Origin of the sequence: Promicromonospora sp. MEB111, assembly GCF_030209445.1 — a bacterium.
In the GTDB taxonomy this organism is placed as follows: domain Bacteria; phylum Actinomycetota; class Actinomycetes; order Actinomycetales; family Cellulomonadaceae; genus Promicromonospora.
The window spans coordinates 466076-489724 of sequence record NZ_JARVSD010000008.1 but is presented as its reverse complement, the minus strand read 5'-3'; the positions used below and the strand labels follow the sequence as shown (position 1 = coordinate 489724).

Sequence of the window (23649 nt, the reverse complement as noted above, 5' to 3'; positions counted from 1 at the left end):
TGACCGGCCCCGCACCCGGCCACACCCCACGCAGCCGCTACCAGATCGGCTGCCAGACCACTCCCGCCCACGGCGCGATCGCCTACCGACCCAGCCCACCACCACCGCAGCCCCGCCCGGCCCGCCAACCACTACACCGGCCACCCAACCGGACACGAGGCCGAATACCAGCCCGGCACCGGCACCCCGACCTCTCCTGGACCCACCCCGCCTGACGACCACTGACGTCATCAACCACCTAGGGTGCTCGACCCGGTTCCCGTTTGCCAGGCCGCTCGCCGTGGCGCGCCTCGTGCTCGCCGTCGGCTGCTCCGCTGAGCCGGCCCCTCCACCGACGACGTCGCGCACCAATCGTCACGCCCGGCTCTCACGACCGCACGGTCCCTCCCGGACGCGTGCGATCCGGACGCACCGCTGTTCATCGTGAACAGATGGGCGCCGGGAAGCGCCGGATCAAGCTCAGCGGCTGAGCTCGATGAGCGCCAGCAGCGCCAGCCCGTAGGCCTCCGCCGGCTCCGGGTCGGCGAACAGCCGGGTCTCGCCGAGGAGCTGGACCTCCACCTCGAAGCCGTCGCCGGTACGGCGCAGCGTGTGGAAGGCCGAGCGCAGCAGCACGCGGAGCTGGTCCTCGCGCGGCAGCCAGAGGGCATCCTCGATCGCGACCGAGTCCAGCGCCCACTCGGTGGTGCCGTTGAACCCCAGGATCGTGCCCGTCGGGTACTCGTGCGCCTCGATCGTCATCGTGCTCACTGTGAAGACGTCGCTCGCGAGGTCGGGCGCCTGGACCCGGAACTGGTCGCCGTCGACCGGCGTCCAGATCAGGCCCGCGTCCTGCAGCTTCGTGGCCAGCTCGGTGGAGATCATCGAACCATTCTGACGCCGTTCACCCACGGCATGTCCGATGCGCACCAGGTCTCTACGGCGCCAGCGTCCGCAGGACGCAGAACTCGTTGCCCTCGGGGTCCGCCATGACCTGCCACGTCGCGTCGGCGCCCTGACCGACGTCCTCTGTGGTGGCACCCAGCCCGACCAGCCGGGCCACCTCGTCCTCGGTGCTGCCGTCGATCGGGCTGACGTCGAGGTGCAGCCGGTTCTTCACGATCTTGTTCTCGGGCACCGGGACGAACACCAGCGTGGGCGCCATCTGCCGGGCCCGGACGTCCTCGACCGTCGGCTCCCAGGAGCCGATCTCGACCTTGCCCCCGGACCGGTCGATCACGGCGAAGCCCAAGACCTCGCACCAGAAGGAGGCGAGCCGCTCCGGGTCGTGGGCATCGACGACCAGCTCGGTGAACCTGCTTGTCATGACTCTCCTTGGTGTGTCGGTACGCGGTGCTGCGGGTCGGTGAACGCTCCAGCGGCGGCGGCGGCCGGCGCGGTCGCGGCGACGAGCAGGCTACGCGCGTCCGGGTGCCCGGAGCGCTCCACGGCGCGGGCTACCACACCCAGATCTTGACGTGTTGTAGAGATAGGGCGACCCTCGTAGAGGGCATCCAGCACGCGCCCGAGTCCCGTCCGTTCCATCCAGAGGAGACAGCGATGAGCGAGAACTCTCAGCTACTTCACGTGGCGACGTTCTGCGGCAAGTGCGACTGCGGCTGCCCGGAACTGTTCGTCGACCCGACCGCCGAGCCCCTGAAGCAGATCGTGATCACCGACGACTTCGGCCAGCGCATCCAGATGAGCCACGACCAGCTCGCGGACCTGGTGGAGCAGGCCCGCAGCGGCGCGCTCGACGCGGCGGCGCTCCAGCCGGCCTGACGGCAAGGGCGTTCCGTCCGGTATTCCGGACGGCGGCAAAGGTGGCTGTCCACTCACCGGTGGGCGGCCACCTTTGCAGTATGGTCCTGGCAGGAGGGCACTATGTCAGGCAGGACTCGCGCACGCGGACAGCTCGAGGCGGAGGTCATGCGCATCCTCTGGGACCACGAGGACGCGATCGGGGCACGAGCGATCCAGGAGAGGTTCGGGGACGAGCACGTCCCGGCCTACACCACGCTCCTGACGGTGCTCGACCGCCTGGAGAAGAAGGGCGAGGTGGTCCGCATCGCGGCCTCCCCCCGCAAGGTCCGCTTCCGGCCCACCCGGTCCGACGGCGAGCGCGCCGGTGCCGCGATGCTCTCGGTGCTGGAGGGCACCGGCGACCGCGAGGAGGCCCTGCTCCGGTTCGCCGACCACCTGACCGCCCGGGACGCCGAGATGCTGCAGCGGGCGCTGCGCCCCAAGCAGCCTGCCGGACGCCGCCGCGCGGGCTGACCTCGCCCAGCCGAGCTCGCGGGGTCAGGGCCGACCTCCAGGTCCGACTCGGCCCCCGGGGTGCAGGTTCGGTCAGCCGGCGAGCATGAGTCCGCACATCGCGGCCGTGCCGAAGCTCATCAGGCCGCCCGCCATCAGGTCGAGGCCGGCGTGGTCGAGCCCGGCACGGTCGCGCGCGGCTCCACCCGAACGTGTGTGCCGGACCGCCGCGACAAGGAACAGCGCGCCCCCGACCACGAGCAGCACGACGAGCACCGCACCACCGGCAGCCGTCAGGGCGTCCAGCGGCGCGGGCACGGCCCCGTGCACGGCCGCGTGCTCGGCCGCATGACCGACGGCAGGTCCGCCGTGCCGGGTCATCACCGCGAGCGCCCACACCATCGCGAGCATCATCACGGCGTGCGTCGCCTGGCACCGGGCGCTCTCGTGATGGCCCGCCCGCCGCCTGTCCGGCGTCGGGCCGCGGCTGCCTGCCGGACGACTCAGGGCGTCGATGCCGTACCAGCCCGCGGCGGCCGCGAAGCAGGCGGCGCCCACGGCGAAGAAGGCGACCTGGGGCAGTGCCGGCAGGCGGACCCAACACGGCCAGACCATGACCACCATCGCGAGGCTCATGCCCAGGTGGAACAGGTGGCTCGCCGCGACGAGGAGCCGGCGGGTCGTGGTCAGGCGCCAGAGCGACCAGGCGCTCAGGGTGCCGAAGATGACTGTCGCCGCCCACTGCACGGCTGGGTCCGACGTCACTGGCGCCCCCCGCGTCCCGAGAAGTTGAAGCGGCCGAACCGCCGCCGACAGTACCACATGATGTAGAGATGTTGTACGGTTCTGGGGACCAGGGGCGGACGTGGAGCGGGGTGGTTCCGGTGCGCACGACCGAGCTGTACGTGAACACCGGAACCTGCGAGCACTGCCGCCGCGCCCTCTTCACCGAGCTGTCCGCGGTGCCCGGCGTCTGGCGGGTGCGGATCGACGCGACGTCGGGCCTGGTCACGTTCCGGACCCTCTCGCCCGTCGACCGCACCCGCGTCGAGACGGCGGTCACCGACGCCGGGTTCGAGGTCAGGGCGTGGCGCTGACCTCCGTCCGGTCACGCCGTGCCTGGACCAGCCCGACGACGACGTCCACCAGGACGAACGCCACGAGGGTGTACCCGACCAGCGGCAGGAACGTCCCCACCGTGATCGCCACCGCGGCGACCGCCGCGAGCCCCCACCACGGCGTGTCCTGGAGCACCGCGCGCCGCGGGGGCGGGCCGCCCAGCCCGCGCGGCTCGCGCGTGGGCCGCCGCCTCCACCACATCAGGTAGCCGAGCACCACCATCGAGCCGATGCCGAGCGCGAGCACGAACAGCAGGACCTGGTTGACCGTGCCGAGCAGGAGACCCATGTGCAGGTCGATGCCCCACGTGGTGAGCTTGGCGGGCAGCGGGAAGCTCACGAAGTCGGTCCGGTGGACCACCTGCAGCGTGGTCCCGTCGACCGCCACGGAGTCGGCCTCGGTGGGTACGTCGCTCTTGTTCTCCTGCACGGTCCACGCGGTGCCGGCCTCGGCCGGCGGCTTGATCTCCACCTCGTCGGTGTTGACGTTGATGCCCTGGGCGACCGCGAGCACGGCGTCGAACGTCGCGGGGTCCACCGCGCCGGCCGCCCCGGGGGTGCCGCCGCCGTGCCCGGCGTGCTCGTCCGCCTCGGCGGGTGCGCCGCCGGTCAGCTGCGTGTCCAGGGCGGGCGTGGTCCAGCCGAGGGCGCTGCGCAGCTCGCCGACGTTGGCGCCGCCGTACTGGGACCAGGTGATCCCGGTGACGGACAGGAAGAGCGCGCCCAGCACCACCACGGCGCCCACGGCGGTGTGCCAGGACAGGAGGCGCCGGTACCCGGTCTGCCGGCGCTTCGGCCGGGCGACGCCGGCGGCCCGCCGGGACGCGCGCAGCCGGTTGATCCACAGGATCAGCCCCGCCACCACGACGATGCCGAGCCAGGACGCGGCCAGCTCGCTGTACAGCCGGCCGGGATCGCCGAGGTGCAGGCTGCGGTGCAGGTTGGAGATCCAGGTCCGCAGCGGGAGCGCTCCGCTGGAGCCGTAGACGGTCAGGTCGCCGCGCACCTCGCCGGTCGCGGGGTCGACGAAGATCGCCCGGGACTCGCTGGGGCCCAGGCCGTCCTCGCCGAACATCACGCGGGTGGTGTCGCCGGGTTCGGGTGCGGGGCGGACGGCGGTGAGCACGGCGTCGGCGCCGACCTGGCCCTGGGCGACCTCGACCTGGTCGCCCAGGCTCAGGGCCGTGTCGGCGACCGGGGCGTGCAGCTCCTGGTCGTAGACCACCTGCTCCAGGGCGGGCGCGAGCGCGTAGAGGGCGCCGCTGGTCGCGGCGACCAGGATGAACGGGCCCACGAGGAGGCCCGCGTAGAAGTGCAGCCGCCGCAGCAGCGGGCCGAACCAGGGCGTACGGCCGGGGCGGGGTGGTGACGGGTCGGCCGTGGGGACGTCGGAGGCCGAGCCGGTCATCGTGTCGGTCATGTGGGGCCTGCTTTCAGGTGAGGAGGGATTCGCCGATGAATCCGCCCTCGCCGCACCCGGGTGGGGTGGCGAAGACGGCCGAGCCGATGGGCACGGTCCATTGGTTGAGCAGGTCGAGCTGGTCCAGGCGGCGCTGGAGGGGGACGAACTGTCGGTCGACGTCCGCCTGGAACGAGACGAAGATCAGGCCGGCGTCGGAGACCTGCGCCCCCGCACCGCCGTCGTCGTAGTTGTAGGCCCTGCGGAAGATGCGCTCGTCCGGGTTCTCGCTGCGCGCGCGGCGCAGGTGCGAGAACTCCGGGATCACGGGGAACCCGATCGCGGTGGTGGCCGCGAAGTCGGGTTCGTCGAACTCGTCCGTGCCGGTCAGCGGCGCGCCGACGGCCAGGTACCTGCCGACCGACTGCTCGCGGCCGCCCCGGTCGAGCTCGTCCCACGTGTCGAGGTCCATGCGGATGCGGCGCACCACCATGCCGGTGCCGCCGGCGAGCCACCCCTCTCCCGCCCAGACCACGCGGTCGAAGTCCGGAGTGCCCGGGGCCGGGTTGGTCGTGCCGTCGACCTGGCCGAAGAGGTTTCGCATGGTCGTACCCGGCGCGACGGTGCCGTGCGCGCGCCGGAACCCCTGCTGGGTCCAGCGCACGGACGCGAAGCTGCGGGTGTCCTTGAGCAGCATGCGGGACGCGTGGGCGACGGTCAGCGGGTCGTCCGCCGCGATCTGGAGCAGCAGGTCGCCGTCGCCGAGCTCGGGCACCAGCCGGTCGATCGAGAACGACGGGAGCGGCCGCAGCCAGTCCGGGCCGGTGCCCCGCGCCCGCTCGACGAACCGCGGCCCGAAGCCGAACGTCACCGTGAGCCGGGCGGGGGCGGCGGCCAGCTCCGGCTCGGAGTCCGCGAGCGCCGGGACACCCTGGGTGAGGCGGGCGGCGTCGTCGGTGAGGATGCGCATCATCCGGGTCAGGTCCGCCCGGTCCGTACCGTCGTGGAGGTCGAGCGCGACGAAGAGCCCGTGCGCCTGGGCGGCGGTGTCGATCCCCGCCTGGTGCGCCCCGTGGAAGGGGACGGTCAGGTCGCCGTTCAGCGGCGCCGACGGCGGCTGGTCCGCCGAGGCGTTCAGCGCGGTGTCGGCGCCGATCGCGGCGGCCGCGCCGACGCCGGCGACAGCTCCCCCGAGGAGGAACTGCCGCCGGGTCGACCCCGACCGCGCGGCGCGCGCACCGTGGTCAGGCGCGGTCATCAGCCGTCCGTACCCGTGTGGCCGGCGTCGTCCGTGTCCGTGCCGGATCCCATGTCCATGTCGCCCGCGTCCGCCCCGGTGTCCCCGCCCACGTAGTTCTCGTTCGCCCCGGAGTAGTCCTTGACGGGCGCCGTGAACTCGTAGGTCGAGTCGTCGGAGAAGGTGAGCGTGAACGTGACCTCGTCGCCCGCCTCCAGCGGGTCGGTGAGGTCCATGAGCATGATGTGGCTGCCGCCCGGCTCGAGCGTCAGCGTGTCCCCGGCGGGGATGACGAACCCGCCGTCGATCTCCCGCATGACCAGCTCGCCCGTCTCGTTCTCCACCGTCTCGTGGAGCTCCAGCATCGAGGAGGCCTCGGTGGTCGCCGAGACGACCGTGACGTCCTGCGCGCCGGAGTTGGTCAGCCCGCCGAACGCGGCGGACATCCCGGAGTCGGCGGCCTTGACCCACGCGTCGCTCAGGGTCACGCCCTGCGCGGCGCGCGCGGCGGAGCCGCCGTCGTCGTCCGCGGCGTCCGCGGTGGCGCAGCCCGCCAGGGCCAGCGCGGTGAGGACGACGCCGAGCCCGGCGGTCGTGGACCTGCCCCGGCGGCCGGTCGGGCGGTTGTTCATCGTTCGGTTGTGCACAGCAGTACCTCTCACTTCGTTCCCGACGGGTCCGGGGTGTTCCCGGAGTCGTCGGGGCCGGCCGCATCCCTGCGGCGGCGGAGAACGTGGACCAGCGCGAACAGGGCCGCCGCGACGGCGGCCCCGCCCGCACCGACGAGGACGACCCGCCAGGGCCCCTCGTCCTGTCGTGCGGTCTGGTCCTGCGTGCTGCCCTGCGTACCGGCACCCGAGGCGTCGTCCCCGGCAGCCCCGGCGGCGGGTCCCGCCCCCGCCTCCTCGCCGTCGCCGACGGCGAACGGGACGATCCCCGTGATGGGGTGCCCGTCGGAGGACACGACCCGCCAGCGGATCTCGTAGCCGCCGTCCGGCAGCCCGGGATCCAGGACAGCCGTGACGGTGGGCCCGTCGATCGCGGGCGCGGCGGACACCCAGTCGGTGTCGCCGTCGGTGACGACCACGGCGGCGCCCATGTCCAGGACGTCGGCCGAGAACGTCAGGGACACCTCGGCGGGCGCCTCCTGGAGCACCTGGTCGGACGCCGGATCACTGGAGACCAGCTTGTCGTGGGCGGACGCCGGGGCCGCGGTCGCGCACAGTGCGACGACGGCCACCGCCAGCCCGGCCACGAGCGGACGGGTTCGGGGCATGAAGAGACCTCTCCTCGGACGTCATGGATCGACGTCGGCACGCACGGAACAGCCCACGGGCACACGTGCGCCCGTGGGGCAGGGCTCAGACCGCGTGCGGTGCGGGAGGTCCCCTCCGCAGGAGGGGTGAGAGCTGGGGACCCGGGTGGAGCGGGCGGAAGGTCTCGGCGGGCACGCCGGAGCGGGCGGGCGCCACGAAGGAGATCGGGCGGTCGAGGACGACCCACGCGCGCAGCAGCCAGGCCGCCATCCGGCTGCCCAGCTCGCGCAGGCGCCGCAGCAGCAGCTCCCCGCGGTGCAGCACCACGACGGTGACCGCCGCGGCGATCCCGTGCCAGAGCCACATCGACGGCCCGCCGTGCAGCAGCGCCGTCTGGACCGGCGCGCCCGACGTCGCGAGCGGCGCCATGTCCCCGTGCCCGCCATGGGCCCCGTGCGGGTCGGCGACGGCCTGGAGCGTGCCGACCGGGGTGCCGAGCTGGAAGAGCAGGTGGAACAGGAGCTGGCTCGCCGCGACCGAGACCGAGAGCCGCGGCAGCGTGAGCCGCCGGGCGACCAGGGCCGTGCAGACGGGGAGCGAGAGCACCCAGGGCACGAGGATCCCGAGCCAGCCCGGGACGTCCCCGCCGCCGGCGAGGTGCGAGGCGAGGGCCACGAGGGTCGCCGCCGACGCCGCGAGGACGCCGCGCACTCCGCGCGCGGTCCCCCGTCCTGCGTCGGGTGCGTTCATCAGGCCGTTCCCCCTCGTGACGGTCGTACGACGGACGCCAGGATATGGGTCAACGCTCGGCACAGGGAAGTCCGGTATGTGGCTTGCCGGACCGGCGCGTCGCCCTACGCCGCCGGGTCCAGCCCCGCCGCCTGGCGGGCGGCGCTGACGAACGCCACGCGCACGTTGTCCCAGCCGTCGAGATAGCCGCCGACCAGCGCGGCGTCGCGCAGCAGCACGAGCTGCCCGGCGCGCGTCACGGCGTCGTCGACGCCGGCGGCGGTGAGCACCTGTTCGAGCGCGCCCCGGAACCAGGCGCGGTGCGTGTCGACGGCGCGCCGCACCCCGCTGTCGGCATCGGGGTACTCCGCGGCGGCGTTGATGAAGGGGCAGCCGCGGGTGTGGTGGCGGGCGACGTCCTCGGCGATGCCCTCGATGAGCAGGCCCACGAGCTCGACCGGGTCGTCGGTCGCCGAGGCGGCGCCGTCGAGCGCGGCGCGCAGGTTCGCGTCCTCCACGCCGAGGTAGGCCTCGACCAGGTCCTCCTTGCTCGGGAAGTGCCGGTAGAACGTGGCCCGCGTGACGCCGGCAGCGGCGACGATGCGGTCGACGCCGACCACGTGGATGCCCTCGGCGTAGAACAGCTCGGACGCGGTGCGCAGCAGGCGTTCGCGCGCCTCGGAGCCTCCTTCGGCGGTCTTGCGCGGGGCGCGGGAGGCAGTGGATCTGGGTGCCATGTCAGTCAGCATAGAACGATCTTTCTCCTTGGGCATTGACGCCGGCCGGGTGCGGGCGTACCTTTCTGGAATAACAGAGAAAGAACGATCGTTCTTCCTGCCGACGGACCGGGAGCCCGGCCCACCGAACCTGAGGAGCCCGCCATGAACGCCACCCCCGACACCACCAGCAGCGCCGCCGGCACCACCCCGGAGAAGCTCCCGATCGTCCTGATCCACGGCCTCTGGATGACCCCCGCGAGCTGGGACACCTGGGCAGAGCGGTTCCGCGCCGCGGGCCACGAGGTGATCGTCCCGGGCTGGCCCGGCATCGACGACCGCAGCGTGCAGGACATCCGCACCAACCCCGCGCCCCTGCGCGGCATCGGCCTCAAGGAGATCACCGACCACTACGAGCGCATCATCCGCGCCCTGCCGGTGAAGCCGATCATCATGGGCCACTCGTTCGGCGGCGTCATCACCCAGATGCTGGCCGACCGCGGACTCGGCGCCGCCTACGTCGGCGTCGCCCCCGGGCAGACGGCCGGGATCTCCACACTGCCGGCCTCGACGTTCCGCACGGGCCTGCCGATCCTGTCCAACCCGTTCAACCGCAACGGCGTCAAGCCGATCTCGAAGGGGCACTTCCACTTCACCTTCGGCAACGACCTCTCCCGCGCCGAGTCGGACGCGCTCTGGGAGCAGCTCGCCGTCCCGTCCTACAACCGGGTCCTCTTCGAGGGCGTGGCCTCCACCATGAACGAGAAGAACGGCGTGACCCACGTCGACTACGCCCGCGCCGACCGCGCGCCGCTCCTGGTGATCACCGGCGGCATCGACAACGTGGTCCCGCCGGCCATCGGCAAGGCGATCGTGGCCAAGTACGCCGCCACGGACAGCCCCGCCGTGGTCGAGTACAAGGAGTACGCCGGCCGCACGCACCGGCTCGTCTCCCAGCCCGGCTGGGAGGAGATCGCGGACCAGGCCCTCACCTGGGCCACGTCCCACGCCGCCGTCACCGCATGACGGCGGGCTAGGGTCCGAGGGTGCGCATCGAGACCGACGGCCGCCCCGCGGCGCCCAGCGACCTGTTCAGCACCTACGGCCACTTCACGGCCATGCAGGTGCGCGACGGCGGGGTCCAGGGCCTGACCCACCACCTGACCCGGCTCGACGACGCGCACCGTGAGCTCTTCGGCCGGCCGCTGGAGGCGGAGCGGGTCCGCGACCTGGTGCGGCACGCGCTGGACGGCACGCCCGACGCCTCGGTGCGCGTCGTCCTGCGCCACGCCGAGCACGTCGTGGTCACGGTGGCCGAGCCCCACCATCCGCCCGCCACGCCGCAGCGACTGCGGTCGGTCCCCTACCTGCGGCCGTTCGCCCACCTCAAGCACCTGGGCGGCTTCGCCCAGATCGAGTGGGCCCGCCGCGTCGGCCTCGACGGGTACGACGACGCCCTGCTCACCACGCCCGACGGCGCCGTCGCCGAGTCGTCGATCGCCAACATCGGCTTCCTGGAGCCGGACGGCGCCGTCGTCTGGCCGGAGGCACCCTGGCTCCACGGCACCGCCATGCGCCTGGTCGAGGCCACGACGCCGTCGTCCCGCAGGCTCGTCCCGCTCGCCGACGCCGCCGGCTTCGCGGGTGCGTTCCTCGTCAACTCCATCGGGGTGGTCGCCGTCGCCTCGATCGACGACGTCCCGCTGCCCGACGCCGGCCCGCTCCTGACCGCCGTCGTCGACCGCCTGGCCGCGGTCCCGTGGGACCGGATCTGACCGGCCCGCCGGACCTCTTCAGACGGTGACGCCGCCGTTGGCCGCCTCGAACGCCTCGCGGGCCTGGGCGATCTGGTCCTGGTGCTCCTCCGTCCAGGACACCAGCGCCTGCGTCGTCGCGAGCAGGGTGCGGCCCAGGGCGGTGAGCTCGTACTCCACGCGCGGCGGGACCTCGGGGTAGACCGTGCGGCTCACCAGGCCGTCGCGCTCGAGGTTGCGCAACGTGACGGTGAGCATGCGCTTGCTGATGCCGTCGATCTCGCGGCCCAGCTCGCCGAACCGGAGCTTCTTCTCGTCCAGCAGCGCGATGACCAGCAGGGACCACTTGTCCGCGATGCGGTCCAGGATCTGCCGCACCTGGCAGTCCTCACGCACGTCCCACTGGAACGGGTCGCGGTCCGCCCGGCACTCCGCCAGCTCCGCGGCGGTTACCTCGAGGGAACCCGGTGACGTCGAAGTGCCTTCTTGTGCCATCCGTCGATCGTGCCCAACGATCGTCATGGTTACAAGTGGTAACCATGCCGGACCTGAGCGAGGAGATCTCTGTGACGGACACGAGTGCGGTCGCACGACCGACCACCGCGACGCGGACGGGCTGGGGAGTGCTCGCCGTCGTCTGCGGCGCGCTCTTCCTGGAGGGCATCGACATCGCGATGCTCAACGTCGCCGTGCCGGCCATCGCCGCGGACATCGGCCTGGCGACCGCCGACGCGCACTGGGTGATCAGCGCCTACGTGCTGGCCTACGGCGGGTTCATGATCCTCGGCGGCCGCACGGCCGACCTCGTGGGCCGGCGCCGCACCTTCCTGGTCGCCCTCGCGGTGTTCGTCGTGTTCTCCGGGCTGGGCGGCCTGGCCGACGACGCCTGGGTGCTGGTCGTCGCCCGGTTCGTCACCGGGGCCACCGCGGGGTTCATGACGCCGGCGGGCTTCAGCCTGCTGACCACCAGCTACCCCGAGGGCCCGCTGCGCGACCGGGCGCTGGCGATCTACGGGGCCATCGGCGCGGGCGGGTTCACGCTCGGCGTCGTGGCGGGCGGGTTCCTCACCGACGCGGGGTGGCGCTGGGTGTTCTTCGCGCCGGTGATCGTGGGCGCCGCGCTCTGGGTCGCCGGGCGGCTGCTCATCCGGCCGGACGAGCCCGCCGAGGGGCCGCGCGGCGGGTTCGACGTGGGCGGCGCGATCACGCTCACGGCCGCGATGGTCGCCCTCATCTACGGCGTCGTCGCGCTGGGTGAGGGCGGCGACGTCGTCGCCGGGGTCGCGTCGTTCGTGGCAGCGGCGGTGCTGGCCGGCGCGTTCGTGCTGATCGAGCGCCGGGCGGCCGACCCGCTGCTGCGCCTCGCCGTGCTGCGCGAGGGCCTCCTGCTGCGCGCGAGCCTCGCGGGGCTGCTGGTGATCGGCGCGTTCTTCGCGTTCCAGTTCCTGATCACGCTGTACCTGCAGGAGTACCGCGGGTGGTCGCCCGTCGCGACGGGGCTGGTGTTCGCCGTCATGGGCGCCGACATGATCATCGCGCCGCTGCTCACGCACCGGCTGGTCCAGCGGTTCGGGAACGTCCCGGTGCTGGTGGCGGGCCTGCTGGCCGGTGCGGCGGCGTTCGTCCTGGCCCTGCGCCTCGACGGGACGTGGGGCTATCTCGACCTGCTGCCGTCCCTGCTGCTGGTCGCGGTCATGTTCGCCCTGGTGTACGGCCCGCTGACCGCCGCGGCGACGGCGGGTCTGGCCGAGTCGGAGCACGGCGTGGCCGGCGGCGTCGTCTACACGGCGTTCCAGTTCGGCGCCGCGCTGGGCGTCACGGCCGCCACGATCGTGCTGGTGGACGGCCACGCCACGGCCGCGGGGGCGGTCGACTACCAGCGCGCCCTGCTGGTCCCCGCGGTCGCAGCGGTCCTGGCGCTGGCCCTCGGGATCGCCACCTGGTCCCGCAGCCGCCGGGACGCCGTCCGGGCACGCTGACGGCACTCGCTTCCGGGCGCTCATACCGCCACACGAGCGCCCGGAACGGGTGATTCCCTGACAAGTTCACCCAGCTGCCCGAGCCCGTTCACCCGCCCGTGGCCGGCGGGATCGATCGTGTGCGTGCGCCGCCGTCGGACGACGGCGCGACGGGGTGCGAACCGCGCCCGCCTCCCCTCCGCACACGAGGAACCCCCATGCGTACAACGACCCCGAATCGCCGGTGGTCCAGCCCTCTGGCCGCGGCTGTCGCCGCGGCCACCCTTCTGACAGCGCTGCCATCCGTCGCCCATGCCTCCGTCACCTCGGCGTCCGGCAACCCGGCGGACGAGCTCGCCCTGACCGACACCGTCGAGGACATCGGCCCCGGCATCAGCCTGCGGCACCTGAAGGCGGTGGACGAGGGCGGCTGGTACGACGCGCGGTTCCTCACCGTCGACCTCTCCGAGGATGCCGTCAGCACCGACCTGCTGACCGCCGGCCCGGTCGCGTCGGCCGGCCCGCTGAGCACCGCCGCCAACCGGGCCGGGGCCGTCGCGGGTGTCAACGGCGAGTTCTTCGACATCGGCAACAGCAACGCCGCGCTCGGTGGCGAGGTGCAGGACGGTGTGCTGCGCAAGTCCGCGGACATCGGCGGGCGCGAGCACGTCGGTGTGAGCAGCGACGGGATCGCGCAGCTCGTCGACCTCGCCGTCGACGCGAGCGCCGACCTGGCGGGCGCCGCGCACGACGTGCTGTCGGTGAACGCCGCGAACGGTGGCGGCGTGCCTGCGAACGGCATGGTCGCGTATACCCCGGTGTGGGGCGAGTACAGCCGTAACCGCGGGTTCACGGGCGTCCCGGCGGACCGGGTCGCCGAGGTGATCGTGCAGGACGACGTCGTGGTGTCGGTCGCGCAGACCGGCCCCGCGGGCTCGGGCACGCTCCCCGAGGGTGCGTTCTCCCTGGTGGGGCGGGACGGCGCGGCCGACGCCCTGCGGGCGCTGCGGCCGGGCGACCCGGTGTCCCTGCGCTACGGGCTGGCCGACGACGCCACCCGCGACCTGGAGTTCGCGCTCGGCCACGGCGGCACGATCGTGCGCGACGGCAAGGTGGTCGAAGGCCTGCAGACGTCGGTCGCGCCGCGGACCGCGCTCGGGTTCAAGGACGGCGGCCGCACGCTCGTCCTGGCGACCTGGGACGGCCCGGGCGGCACCGGCAAGGGCGGCGTCGGCATCGACAAGACCGCACGCGACCTGGTGCGGCTGGGCGTCGAGACCGCGGTGAACCTGGACGGCGGCGGCTCGACCACCCTGGTCGCGCGGGCGCTGGGCGACCAGGACGCGACCCTGCGGAACGTGCCCTCGGACGGGCACGAGCGCAACGACCCGAACGGCGTGGGCGTCTTCGTCGCCCCGGGTGACGGCCGGTTGCACGACCTCCTGGTCTCCCCCGCCCCCGGCGCGGCCGGCGCGGACGGCGACCTGCGGGTCTTCCCCGGCCTGCACCGCACCCTGGTGGCCAAGGGCACCGACGACCACGAGACACCGGTCGAGGTCGACGCCGACGACGTGCGCTGGGACGCGCGCGGTGCGTCGGTGACCGACGGGCGTCTCCAGGCCCCCGTCACGGCCCGCGGCGAGATCATCGTGACCGCCCGGTCCGGCCGCGAGCGCGACAGCGCGGACGTCCGGGTGCTCGGCGCCCTGGACGACCTCGAGCTGTCGACCGAGCGGCTGTCGATCGCGGAGGCGACGTCGTCGGCTGTCACGGTCGGGGTGACCGGACGCGACGCCCAGGGCTTCACCGCCCCGATCGAGGCCGGCGACCTGGAGCTCGACTACGACCACGACGTGGTCCAGGTCGAGCCGGCTGCCGGCGGCCTGCGGATCACCCCGCTCAAGGACGCGGCGACGATCCTCACGATCTCCGTCGCGGGCCAGGAGGTGCAGCTCTCGATCACGATCGGCGTACAGAACGTCACGGTCTACGACTTCGACGACGACGTGCTCGCCCGCTGGCGCAACAACAGCACGCGGGCCACGACGTTCTCCGCGGACCCGGACGGCCTGCGGGTCGACTTCGAGGGCATGCGCAACGTCGGCGTCTCCGCGGCGTCCGCATCCGTGCGCGTGCCGGTGCCCGGCCAGCCGCTGCGCCTGCGAGTACGGCTCAGGTCGAGCATCTCCGTGCCGAGCGGCCTCACCTACATCGCGTACGTCGACGCGACCGGCAAGAGCGGCGGCGTCTACGGCACGGGCCTGACGCCGTCCGACGACTGGCAGCAGGCCACGTTCACCCTGCCCGCCACCACGGCCTACCCGATCTCGATCACGGGCTGGCAGGGCATCAACACCAACGCGGCCCAGCAGAAGCCGGGCACGTTCGTGCTGGACCGCATCGAGGCCGACGTCCCGACGTCGATCGAGCTGCCGCCGCGCCCCGACCTGGAGGCGGACCCGCTGATCTCCGCCGACGGCGAAGGACTCGACGGGCAGGACGCGTGGAGCTTCGCCACGCTCTCGGACGTCCAGTTCACGGCCGACAACACCGACCTGACCCAGGTCGCCACCACGGCCCTGCACACGATCCGCGCCACGAGGCCTGACCTCGTGGTGCTCAACGGCGACATCACGGACCGCGGCCTGCCGCAGGACGTCGCCCTGGCCCGCCAGGTCCTGGAGGACGCGGGCTGCGACCTGGTCGCGGTCGGCGAGGAGCCGGCGCCGAGCAGCACGCCCGACCCGCGTACCGGCACCGTGCCGTGCTACTACGTGCCGGGCAACCACGAGTCGTACGGCCTGAACAACACGCAGGCCACCCTCGACCCGTTCGTCGCCGAGTTCGGGCAGCCGTACCGGACCTTCGACCACAAGGGCACGCGGTTCGTGCTGCTCGCCAGCTCGTACGGCACGCTGCGCGGCACGGCCTGGGACCAGCTCCCGATGCTGCAGAAGGCACTGGCGGACGCCGAACGCGACCGGTCGGTGGACAACGTCGTCGTCTTCGCCCACCACCCGGTGGCCGACCCGGGCGACACCGCCGCCAGCCAGCTCGGTGACGGCAACGAGGTGGCCCTGGTCCAGAGCATGCTCACCGGCTTCCGGGAGCGCACGGACAAGGGCGCCGTCATGGTGGGCTCGCACGCCCAGATCGTGGACGTGCACCGCGAGGAGGGCGTGCCGTATGTGGTGCTTCCGTCGTCGGGCAAGAGCCCGTACGGCACCCCGGACCGGGGCGGCTTCACGGGCTGGGTGAGCTGGTCGGTGGACCCGCGCGGCGAGGCGGACGAGCAGTGGGTCGAGGCCGACGTCCGCGCGTTCGCGCAGTCGGTCGCGCTGACGGCGCCCGAGACGCTCGAGGTGGGCACGACGGCGCAGCTCAGCGGCAGCATCGTCCAGCCGAACGGCGTCGCGGAGGGCACCCGGGTGGTGCCGCTGCGCTACCCGATGTCGGTGCACTGGAGCGGGTCGCGGAGCCTCGCGATCGGCTCCGGCGAGCGCGCGGTCGAGGCGGCCCGGCGGGCCGGCAAAGTGGCGGTCCTCGACCCGGAGACCCGGATCCTGACGGCGCTGCGCCGCGGCGAGGTGACCGTCTCGGTCACCAACGACGCGATGCGGCCCTACGACGGCGACGCGTCGCTCGCACCGGTCACCACGTCGGAGACGATCGAGGTGGTCCCGGCCGCGAACGCCGGGCCACGCATCACGGTCGAGGCACCGGTGTTCACGGCGCAGCCCGTGGGCACGCGCGGCCAGGTGCAGAAGGTGACGATCACGAGCACCGGCACGGCGCCCGTACGGATCCGTGCGGTGGACGTCGAGGACGACGAGCGGCACAGCCCGTTCAGCGTCGATCACGACCGCTGCGACGACCGGACCCTCGCTCCCGGCCGGACCTGCGAGGTGTGGGTGCGGTTCGACCCGGTGCGCGCGGGTGTGACGTCGACCGCGGACCTCGAGCTGACGACGAACGGTGTGGAGCGCACCGTGACGGTGCCGCTGACCGGCATCAGCACCACGCTCACCTGGGCCCGGACGGACGACGGCCCGGCCCGCCCCTGACCGGTTCCGCGAAGGAGAGCGCCTGCCCGCCGCCTGGGAACCAGCACCCAGGCGGCGGACAGGACGTCAGCTGTTGCGGGCCGCGTCGAGGATGACCTTGGTGACGGCGCCCGGCTGGCTCACCATGGCGGCGTGCCCGCTGCGGAGCTCGGTCGTCGTGGAGCCGGCGCGCTCGGCCATCGCCCGTTCCGCCTCGGGCGGGATGATGCGGTCGTTCTTGGCCACGATGTACCAGCTCGGGATGTCCTCCCAGGCGGGCGGGCCCGACGGGATGACCAGCGAGCTGAGCGTGGCCGGGCGCTGGCTCACGGCCATGAACTCCGCGGTGTCGCGCGGCAGGTCCTGGGCGAAGAGCCGCGGGAACCAGACGGGGTCGATGTACGCGTCCGCGTCGTTCTCCGGCGCGCCCGGGTAGGGGCGCAGCACGAGGTGGTCGATCACCTCGGGCGGCTCGGCACCGCCCAGTGCGTTGGCGTCGGCGACGGTCTCACCCTCGGCGAGCGCGAAGCCCGCCACGTAGACCAGGGCCTCGACGTCGGGGTCGCCGGTCGCTGCGTTGGTGATGACCGCGCCGCCGTAGGAGTGGCCCACCAGCACGATCGGCCCCTCGATCGTGTCGAGGAACAGGCGCAGGTACTCGCTGTCGGAGATCGGTCCGCGCAGCGGGTTGGAGAAGGCCAGGACCGGGTAGCCGCGGTCGGTCAGCCGTTCGGTCACCCCCGCCCAGCCGCTGGAGTCGGCGAACGCGCCGTGCACGAGCACGATCGTGGGCTTGTCACCTCCGCCGGGATGGCCTCCCGGATGCCCGCCGGACGAGCCGTGGGTGCCGGCCGGCGCCGTCGCGCCGGACATGGTGGAGAGTGCGAGCAGCGCCGTGGCGAGCGCTGCGACCAGTGCAGTGGGGCGGGTGAAGCGTCTCCTGGTCATCGGTATGTCTCCTGTCGTGGTACGGACACCAAAGATCATCCGCAGCAAGCCGGGTGATATGGACCACGTGAACCACGTAGTCCCTCGCCGTCGGCCATACCGTGGGGCGCATGGAGACCGCCGCCGCCCCCGTGGGGCGCGACGAGGAGCTGCGTCGGCTGGCCACGCTGCTCGGGGGTGCGCGCAACGGCCGGGGCGGATCGCTGCTGGTCCTGGGCGAGCCGGGCATCGGCAAGACCTGCCTGCTGACCGCGGCGACGCGGGCCCCAGGCCTCGCCACGATCCACCTGGACGGGTACGAGTCGGAGTCGACCATCCCGTTCGCGGCCGTGCAGCGGCTCGTCTCCCTGCTCCGCGAACACTGCGAGGGTCTCCCGGAGCGGCAGCGGCAGGCGGTGCGGGTGGCGTCCGGCCAGGCGGACGGGCCGGCCCCGGACCGGTTCCTGGTGGGCCTCGGCGTGCTCGGGCTCCTGGCCGCGGCCGGGGCCAGGACCCCGGTGGTGTGCGTGGTCGACGACGCGCACCTGATCGACGCCGAGAGCCTGGACGCCCTCGCCTTCGTGGCCCGGCGCCTCGCGGTCGAGAACGTGGCGGTCGTGTTCGCGGCCCGGGACGACGGCGGTTTCGCCGAGCGGATGGGCGGGGTGCCGCGGCTCGGCCTGACCGGCCTCGACCCCGAGGCGGCGGCGCAGCTGCTGAACCGGTCGGCCGAGCGGCCGCTCGCGCCGTCGGCGGCCGCCGCCATCGCCCGCGCGACCGGCGGCAACCCGCTGGCCCTGATCGACCTGGCGGGCGACGCCCTGGTGCACGAGCTCCCGGACCTGGGCCTCGGCGGGGCGCCGGTGCCCGTCGGCCGGCACCTGGAGGAGCACTACGTGCGGCAGGTGCGCCGGGCCGACCCGCGCGTGCAGACCTGGGTGCTGCTGGCCGCCGCGGACTCGACGGGCAACATCGACCTCGTGACCGCGGCGGCCGCCGACCTGGGCCTGGGACCCGACGACGGCGACCGGGCCGAGGTGGCCGGCCTGGTGGAGCTGCAGCCCGTCGTGCGGTTCCGGCACCCGCTGGTGCGCTCCGCCGTCTACAACGCCGCGCCCGGCGCCGAGCTGCGCCGGATGCACGGGGCGCTGGCGCGGGCGGCCGAGGGGCTCGGCATGGTCGAGACCGAGGCCTGGCACGCCGCGCGCACCGTCATGGGCACGGACCCCGCCGTCGCCGACCGGCTGGCGCACACCGCGGACCTGGCCGCGCGGCGCGGCGGCCTCGCCTCGCGCGCGACCATCCTGACGCGGGCGGCCGAGCTGACCGCGCCCGGCCCCGTCCGCGACGCGCGCCAGGTCGGCGCGGCCGAGGCCGCGCTGGCCGTGGGCGCGGCCCACGTGGCCCAGCGGCTCGTGGGCGAGATCGACCTGCCCGCCGTGGACCCCGTGACCCAGGGCCGCGCCCTGTCCGTACGCACCGCGCTCAGCCTGTTCACCGCCGACACCGAGGGGGTGCGCGGCGCCACCGCGGCGAACTTGCGCGCCGCCGACGCGTTCCACGGGCAGGACGCCGAGCGGGAGCAGGTGGCGCTCCTGCGGGCGTTCGAGAGCTGCTGCACGGCCGAGCGTCTGATGAGCGGGGTCACCCTGGAGGAGCTGGGTCGCCGCCTGGCGGCGGGCGCCGACCTGGCCGGCGGCCCGACGTCGGACATCCTGCGGGGGCTGGGCGCCGTCGTCCTCGACCCGTACCCGCGGGCCGTGGCCCCGGCGCGCGCGGCCCTGGCCGCGATCCTCGCGCTCCCCGACGACCGGATGATGCACATGGGCACGGCCATCGCGTCCCTGGGCACGTTCCTCTGGGACGACGCCGGGCGCGCCGCCGCGCTCGACCGTGCGGCCCAGGCGGCGCGCGACTCCGGGGCCCTGCAGGTGCTCGACACGCTCCTGTGGGTGATGGCGCTCTCGGAGCTGTGGGGCGGCACCCTGCGGCGGGCCGTCGCGTACGACGAGCTGGTCCGCGAGGTGCGCCGGGCCATGGGGTACGACGCCGAGAACGTGCCAAACGTCGCGGTCATGGCGTGGGGCGGGGCGCCCCGCGACGTGGTGCGGGCGATCGCCGAGGGCGCCGCCGCCACGGGCTTCGGCGGGGTCGAGGCGTCCGCCGTCGCGTCGCTCGCGGTCCGGGACCTCGCGGAGGGCGGCTACCAGGACGCGTACGAGCGGCTCAACCCGCTGATCGCCGACCCGTTCCTGCAGGTCACGCCGGACCAGTACCCGGACTACGTCGAGGCGGCCGCGCGCAGCGGGCACCCGGAGGAGGCGGCGCGGGTCGCCAGGCTGCTGGCCTCGCTGGCGGAGGCGAACGGCTCGCCCTGGTGCCGCGGCGTGGCCGAGCGGGCGCTGGCGCTGGCCGGGACGGACGAGGACGCCGAGCGGCACCACGTCGCCTCGGTCGAGGCCCTGAGCGGTACCCGGGCGGAGATGGACCGGGCCAGGTCGCACCTCGTCTACGGCGAGTGGTTGCGCCGGGCCCGGCGCCGGCGGGACGCGGCCGAGCAGCTCCGGCTCGCCCTGGCGCACTTCCACCACAGCGGCGCCGAGCTGTTCGTCGCCCGGACGGTCGCGGAGCTGGCGGCCGTCGGCGCCTCGGGGGACGTCGACGCCCCGCCCCGGCGCTTCGGCCTGACGGCGCAGGAGCACACCGTCGCGCGGCTCGCGTCGGCCGGCCACACCAACCCCGAGATCGCGGCGAACCTGTTCATCAGTCCCAGCACCGTCGACTACCACCTGCGCAAGGTGTTCCAGAAGCTCGGGGTCACGTCGCGGCGGCAGCTCGCCGACCGGCTGACGGCCCCGCCGTCGTCGGCGCCGGGCGCGACCCCGCCGTCGGACGACAATCCCCGCCCCACCACGTCGTAGCCCAGGTCACAGGCCTGCGGCGGACTACGCGGTTCGCGTGGTCCGCGCGCACCGGGGTCGGCGGCAAGGTCGAGGTTCATCATCCGACCGACCGAGGGGGGCCACATGCCTTACGTCACAGCGGACGACGGCGCCGAGATCTTCTACCGGGACTGGGGCACGGACGGCACCCCCGTGCTGCTGAGCCACGGCTGGCCGCTGAGCTCCGACGCGTGGGAGGCGGCGGCGCTGTTCCTGGCGGAGCGGGGCCACCGGGTCGTCGCGCACGACCGGCGCGGCCACGGCCGGTCCAGCCAGACCTGGCACGGCAACGAGATGGACACCTACGCCGACGACCTGGCGGTGCTCATCGACACCCTCGACCTGCACGACCTGACCCTCGTGGGCCACTCCACCGGCGGCGGCGAGATCGTGCGCTACGTGGGCCGGCACGGCACCGGGCGGGTCGCCCGGCTGGTGCTCGTCTCCGCCGTGCCGCCGCTCATGGTGCGCACCGACGACAACCCGGAGGGCCTGCCGCCCGAGACCTTCGACGCCATCCGCGCGGGTGAGCGGGCCAACCGGGCCCAGCTCTACCGCGACCTGGCCGACGGCCCGTTCTTCGGGCACAACCGGCGCCAGGACGTCGCCCAGGGGTTCCGCGACGCGTTCTGGGCGCAGGGCATGGCGACCGGGCACCGCGGCGCCTACGAGTGCATCGCCGCGTTCTCGGCCACGGACTTCCGGCCCGACCTCGCCGCGATCGACGTGCCGACGCTGGTCATCCACGGCGACGACGACCAGATCGTGCCCTTCGAGGTGGGCGGCAAACGGTCCGCCTCGCTGGTCGACGACGCCGTCCTGACCGTCTACGAGGGCGCCTCCCACGCTCTGCCCGACACGGAGCGCGAGCGCCTGCACGCCGACCTGCTGGCGTTCATCGACGGCTGACCGCCCGTCCCGCCGGCGACCCGGTCGCGTCCGCGACGCCGTTCACCTCCGGCGTCACCCGCCGTCCGACGGCGAACGCCGTCGCCGCGATCCCGGCGCAGCCCGCCACCACCACGCCGATGAAGGCGCCGGACCAGCCGTGCTCCAGCAGCAGGCCCGCCACCACGGGCCCGGCGATGGTGCCCGCCTGGAACGAGCCGGACCCGATCGCGTTGTACCGGCCGCGCAGGTGGGCGGGCGCCATGTCGTTGGTCAGGGCGGGCAGCACGGACTGCATGAGGGTCTCGCCCAGGCCGAACACGCCGTGGAACGCCAGGACGATCACCACCGCGGCCATGCCGCCCGGCACCAGCCCCGTCACCCCGAGCAGCAGCCAGGCCGCCGCCCAGACGACGGCCATGAGCGCCAGCACCCGCGTACGGCGGCGTCCGCTGACCCGGTTCATCACCCAGAACTGGAGCGCCACGATCACCACGGTGTTCACGACGAACGCGAAACCGACCACGCGCGTGGAGACCTCGGCGACCTGCCGGGCGAAGGCCGGGAAGCCGCCCTCCATCTGCCCGTAGCCCACGAACGCCGCGAGCAGCCCGAGCGCGGCGAGCCACAGCACCTCGGGCCGGCGCAGGATCGCCAGGTAGCTCTCGCCGCCGGTATCGGCGTCGTGCGGCCGGTCCACGCGTCCGTGCAGGTGGCGCAGCGGACCGAGCAGCACCACGATCGGGAGCAGGAACGTCGCGGCGTTGACCAGGAACGCCATCACGAAGGTGCCGGGCCGGTCGACGTCGACCACGAGGCCGCCCACCACGCCGCCGACGCCGACGCCGAGGTTGAGCAGCGCGAAGTTCACGCCGTAGTACCGCTGCCGCAGGTCGCCGTCCACGACGGTGGCCACGAGCGCGTTCACGGACGGCCAGCCGACGCCGAGCTGCACGCCGAACAGGGCGAGCCCGAGGGCCGCGATCAGGGGCGTCGTGGCGAAGGCCAGCACCGAGTAGCCCGCGACGGCGAAGAACAGGCCGGTGAGCATGACGCGCCGCGCGCCGTACCGGTCCACGAGGGCGCCGGCCGGGCCGGTCACGAGCACGCCGACCACGGCGATCAGGCCCATGAGCGTGCCGGACAGGGCGAGCGAGAACCCGCGCACCTCGTGCAGGTAGATGATCGTGAAGGGCAGCGTCAGGCCGCGGCCGAAGAACTGCACCACCACGGTGGACAGCAGCCAGCGGCCGTCCTGCGGCAGGTCCGCCCAGAATCCCAGGGCGCCGGTGCGTGGAGAGGAGGTCACCGCCCGATCCTCACCCCGGGCGCGGCGGCACGGAAAGCGGATTTCGGACGTCGCCGTGCCGACGTCGGGAACGTCACACCGGAACGGCCCCCGAGCGCACCCAGCCGCGGGTCGCGGCGTGCCAGCCGAGCTGCACCCGGGTCTCGACGCCGGCGAGGTCCATCAGCGCCCGGACCCGCCGCTGCACGGTGCGCAGGGACGTGCCGAGCTGCTTGGCCACCGCCTGGTCGGTGAGCCCGGCGAGCAGCAGCCCGAGCACGCGCGCGTCGTCGTCGTCCACGTGGTCCACGACGTCGCCGGCCATGCCGGACGTGCCGACCAGCAGCGGCGTCGCCCGGTCCCACACGTTCTCGAAGAGCGCGAGCAGGGCGTCGAGCAGCGTGCTCTCGCGCACGAGCAGCGCGCCGACGACGTCGCCGGACGACGTGAGCGGCATCAGGGCGAGCCGGCGGTCGATCACGATGAGCTTGAGCGGCACGCGCTCGGCGAACCGGACGTCCTCCCCCGCCTCCGTGGCCTCGACGGCCTCGTCGATCGTCACGTCCTGGCTCTCCAGCATGCTGCGCTCGACGACCACGCGGTACTGCACGCCCCGCTCCACGGCCTGCCCCTCGGCGGAGTTCTCCTGGCTGGACGTGACGATCACGGGCGGCCGCACGAACGCGTCCACGCACTCGCGGGCCCCGAGCTGGAGCTGCTCGAACCGGTGCCGCACGGCGTCCTCGCCCCGGATCACGTCGACCACGTCGGTAGGGCCGCGGCCCGCCGCGGCCACCCGGTAGACCTCCTCCAGCCGACTGAGCTCCACCTCGGCGTGCCGCACCTCGTCCTGGCGGCGCGCGAGGAGCGCCCCGAGCGCGATCGCGGGCGGCGCGGCCGCGAACCGCCGCTCGTCGCCGGTGATCCGCGCGGCCAGGCCGTGCTCCTCCAGGCGGCGCAGCAGCCGGTGGGCGTCGCCCAGCGAGGTCCCGTAGGGGCTGAGCACCGCGGCGAGGTCGGCCACCGTGGCCGAGGGCAGGGCGACGAGCTCGCTGTACGCGAGGGTCTCGTCAGGGGTCAGTCCGAGCACGTCGCCGAGCATGGCACTCCTCCGTCACGTCGATGGGTGCCCAACTCTGGCGGAGTCGCGACATGCCGT

General features: G+C 73.8%; 22 protein-coding genes and 1 pseudogene. 10 read left to right on the top strand and 13 right to left on the bottom strand.

Annotated features, from left to right (window positions below):
• Positions 1 to 215, top strand: a pseudogene (locus QRN56_RS11085) (hypothetical protein); the annotation flags it as partial.
• Between the two features lie 244 nt (positions 216 to 459).
• Here QRN56_RS11085 and QRN56_RS11080 read toward each other — a convergent pair.
• Together QRN56_RS11080 and QRN56_RS11075 are read right to left on the bottom strand one after the other, a co-directional pair.
• Positions 460 to 864: a pilus assembly protein CpaE gene (locus QRN56_RS11080; RefSeq protein WP_285103137.1), complete on the bottom strand. Its 405-nt coding sequence runs from the start codon at positions 862 to 864 to the stop codon at positions 460 to 462.
• A gap of 52 nt (positions 865 to 916) precedes the next feature.
• On the bottom strand, positions 917 to 1306 hold the full coding sequence (locus tag QRN56_RS11075; protein WP_285103135.1) for a VOC family protein: 390 nt from the start codon (positions 1304 to 1306) through the stop codon (positions 917 to 919).
• 233 nt (positions 1307 to 1539) lie between these two features.
• On the opposite strand from QRN56_RS11075, the gene QRN56_RS11070 reads away from it, so the two are divergent.
• Positions 1540 to 1761, top strand: a complete 222-nt coding sequence (locus tag QRN56_RS11070; protein ID WP_285103134.1) for a hypothetical protein — start codon at positions 1540 to 1542, stop codon at positions 1759 to 1761.
• Positions 1762 to 1863: 102 nt separating this feature from the next.
• Positions 1864 to 2256 carry a BlaI/MecI/CopY family transcriptional regulator gene (locus tag QRN56_RS11065; RefSeq protein ID WP_285103132.1) on the top strand — a complete coding sequence of 131 codons (393 nt, stop codon included), beginning with the start codon at positions 1864 to 1866 and terminating at the stop codon, positions 2254 to 2256.
• Between the two features lie 72 nt (positions 2257 to 2328).
• Here the strand turns inward: QRN56_RS11065 and QRN56_RS11060 are convergent, their stop codons facing one another.
• On the bottom strand, positions 2329 to 3000 hold the full coding sequence (locus QRN56_RS11060; RefSeq protein ID WP_285103130.1) for a DUF5134 domain-containing protein: 672 nt from the start codon (positions 2998 to 3000) through the stop codon (positions 2329 to 2331).
• A gap of 119 nt (positions 3001 to 3119) precedes the next feature.
• On the opposite strand from QRN56_RS11060, the gene QRN56_RS11055 reads away from it, so the two are divergent.
• Positions 3120 to 3332, top strand: a complete 213-nt coding sequence (locus tag QRN56_RS11055; RefSeq protein WP_285103128.1) for a heavy-metal-associated domain-containing protein — start codon at positions 3120 to 3122, stop codon at positions 3330 to 3332.
• Here QRN56_RS11055 and QRN56_RS11050 read toward each other — a convergent pair.
• The 6 genes from QRN56_RS11050 to QRN56_RS11025 form a co-directional block, all read right to left on the bottom strand.
• Positions 3316 to 4773 carry a PepSY-associated TM helix domain-containing protein gene (locus tag QRN56_RS11050; protein ID WP_285103126.1) on the bottom strand — a complete coding sequence of 486 codons (1458 nt, stop codon included), beginning with the start codon at positions 4771 to 4773 and terminating at the stop codon, positions 3316 to 3318. The two genes, QRN56_RS11055 and QRN56_RS11050, sit on opposite strands and share 17 nt — an antisense overlap.
• 13 nt (positions 4774 to 4786) lie before the next feature.
• Entirely contained in the window at positions 4787 to 6010 is a 1224-nt protein-coding gene (locus QRN56_RS11045) for a Dyp-type peroxidase (RefSeq protein WP_285103124.1), read from the bottom strand.
• Entirely contained in the window at positions 6010 to 6621 is a 612-nt protein-coding gene (locus QRN56_RS11040) for a copper chaperone PCu(A)C (RefSeq protein ID WP_285103122.1), read from the bottom strand. Before QRN56_RS11040 ends, QRN56_RS11045 begins: the two co-directional genes overlap by 1 nt.
• Before the next feature lie 26 nt (positions 6622 to 6647).
• Complete coding sequence (locus QRN56_RS11035) at positions 6648 to 7265, bottom strand: copper resistance CopC family protein (protein WP_285103120.1); 618 nt, start codon at positions 7263 to 7265, stop codon at positions 6648 to 6650.
• 85 nt (positions 7266 to 7350) lie between these two features.
• Positions 7351 to 7995, bottom strand: a complete 645-nt coding sequence (locus QRN56_RS11030; protein ID WP_285103118.1) for a hypothetical protein — start codon at positions 7993 to 7995, stop codon at positions 7351 to 7353.
• A gap of 104 nt (positions 7996 to 8099) precedes the next feature.
• Positions 8100 to 8711, bottom strand: a complete 612-nt coding sequence (locus tag QRN56_RS11025) for a TetR/AcrR family transcriptional regulator (RefSeq protein ID WP_285103117.1) — start codon at positions 8709 to 8711, stop codon at positions 8100 to 8102.
• Between the two features lie 144 nt (positions 8712 to 8855).
• Here QRN56_RS11025 and QRN56_RS11020 point away from each other — a divergent pair, with 144 nt between their 5' ends.
• Positions 8856 to 9716, top strand: coding sequence for an alpha/beta hydrolase (locus tag QRN56_RS11020; protein ID WP_285103115.1), 861 nt, complete (start codon positions 8856 to 8858; stop codon positions 9714 to 9716).
• A 20-nt stretch (positions 9717 to 9736) separates the two neighbouring features.
• Positions 9737 to 10465 carry an aminotransferase class IV gene (locus QRN56_RS11015; protein ID WP_285103113.1) on the top strand — a complete coding sequence of 243 codons (729 nt, stop codon included), beginning with the start codon at positions 9737 to 9739 and terminating at the stop codon, positions 10463 to 10465.
• Between the two features lie 18 nt (positions 10466 to 10483).
• Here the strand turns inward: QRN56_RS11015 and QRN56_RS11010 are convergent, their stop codons facing one another.
• Positions 10484 to 10939 (bottom strand): winged helix-turn-helix transcriptional regulator, encoded by a 456-nt coding sequence (locus QRN56_RS11010; RefSeq protein WP_285103111.1) that lies wholly within the window; start codon positions 10937 to 10939, stop codon positions 10484 to 10486.
• Positions 10940 to 11010: 71 nt separating this feature from the next.
• On the opposite strand from QRN56_RS11010, the gene QRN56_RS11005 reads away from it, so the two are divergent.
• Both QRN56_RS11005 and QRN56_RS11000 read left to right on the top strand, forming a co-directional pair.
• On the top strand, positions 11011 to 12423 hold the full coding sequence (locus QRN56_RS11005; RefSeq protein WP_285103109.1) for an MFS transporter: 1413 nt from the start codon (positions 11011 to 11013) through the stop codon (positions 12421 to 12423).
• A 197-nt stretch (positions 12424 to 12620) separates the two neighbouring features.
• Entirely contained in the window at positions 12621 to 16466 is a 3846-nt protein-coding gene (locus QRN56_RS11000; RefSeq protein ID WP_285103107.1) for a phosphodiester glycosidase family protein, read from the top strand.
• Between the two features lie 66 nt (positions 16467 to 16532).
• On the opposite strand, the gene QRN56_RS10995 is transcribed toward QRN56_RS11000, so the two are convergent.
• Positions 16533 to 17393: an alpha/beta fold hydrolase gene (locus QRN56_RS10995; protein WP_285103105.1), complete on the bottom strand. Its 861-nt coding sequence runs from the start codon at positions 17391 to 17393 to the stop codon at positions 16533 to 16535.
• A gap of 110 nt (positions 17394 to 17503) precedes the next feature.
• Here QRN56_RS10995 and QRN56_RS10990 point away from each other — a divergent pair, with 110 nt between their 5' ends.
• Entirely contained in the window at positions 17504 to 20293 is a 2790-nt protein-coding gene (locus QRN56_RS10990) for a helix-turn-helix transcriptional regulator (RefSeq protein WP_285103104.1), read from the top strand.
• A gap of 105 nt (positions 20294 to 20398) precedes the next feature.
• A complete protein-coding gene (locus QRN56_RS10985) occupies positions 20399 to 21223 on the top strand; it encodes an alpha/beta fold hydrolase (RefSeq protein ID WP_285103103.1) in 825 nt (274 codons plus the stop codon).
• Here QRN56_RS10985 and QRN56_RS10980 read toward each other — a convergent pair.
• Entirely contained in the window at positions 21210 to 22511 is a 1302-nt protein-coding gene (locus tag QRN56_RS10980) for an MFS transporter (RefSeq protein WP_285103101.1), read from the bottom strand. The genes QRN56_RS10985 and QRN56_RS10980 overlap by 14 nt on opposite strands.
• Before the next feature lie 73 nt (positions 22512 to 22584).
• Positions 22585 to 23592 (bottom strand): helix-turn-helix domain-containing protein, encoded by a 1008-nt coding sequence (locus QRN56_RS10975; RefSeq protein WP_285103099.1) that lies wholly within the window; start codon positions 23590 to 23592, stop codon positions 22585 to 22587.
• Positions 23593 to 23649 lie beyond the last annotated feature (57 nt).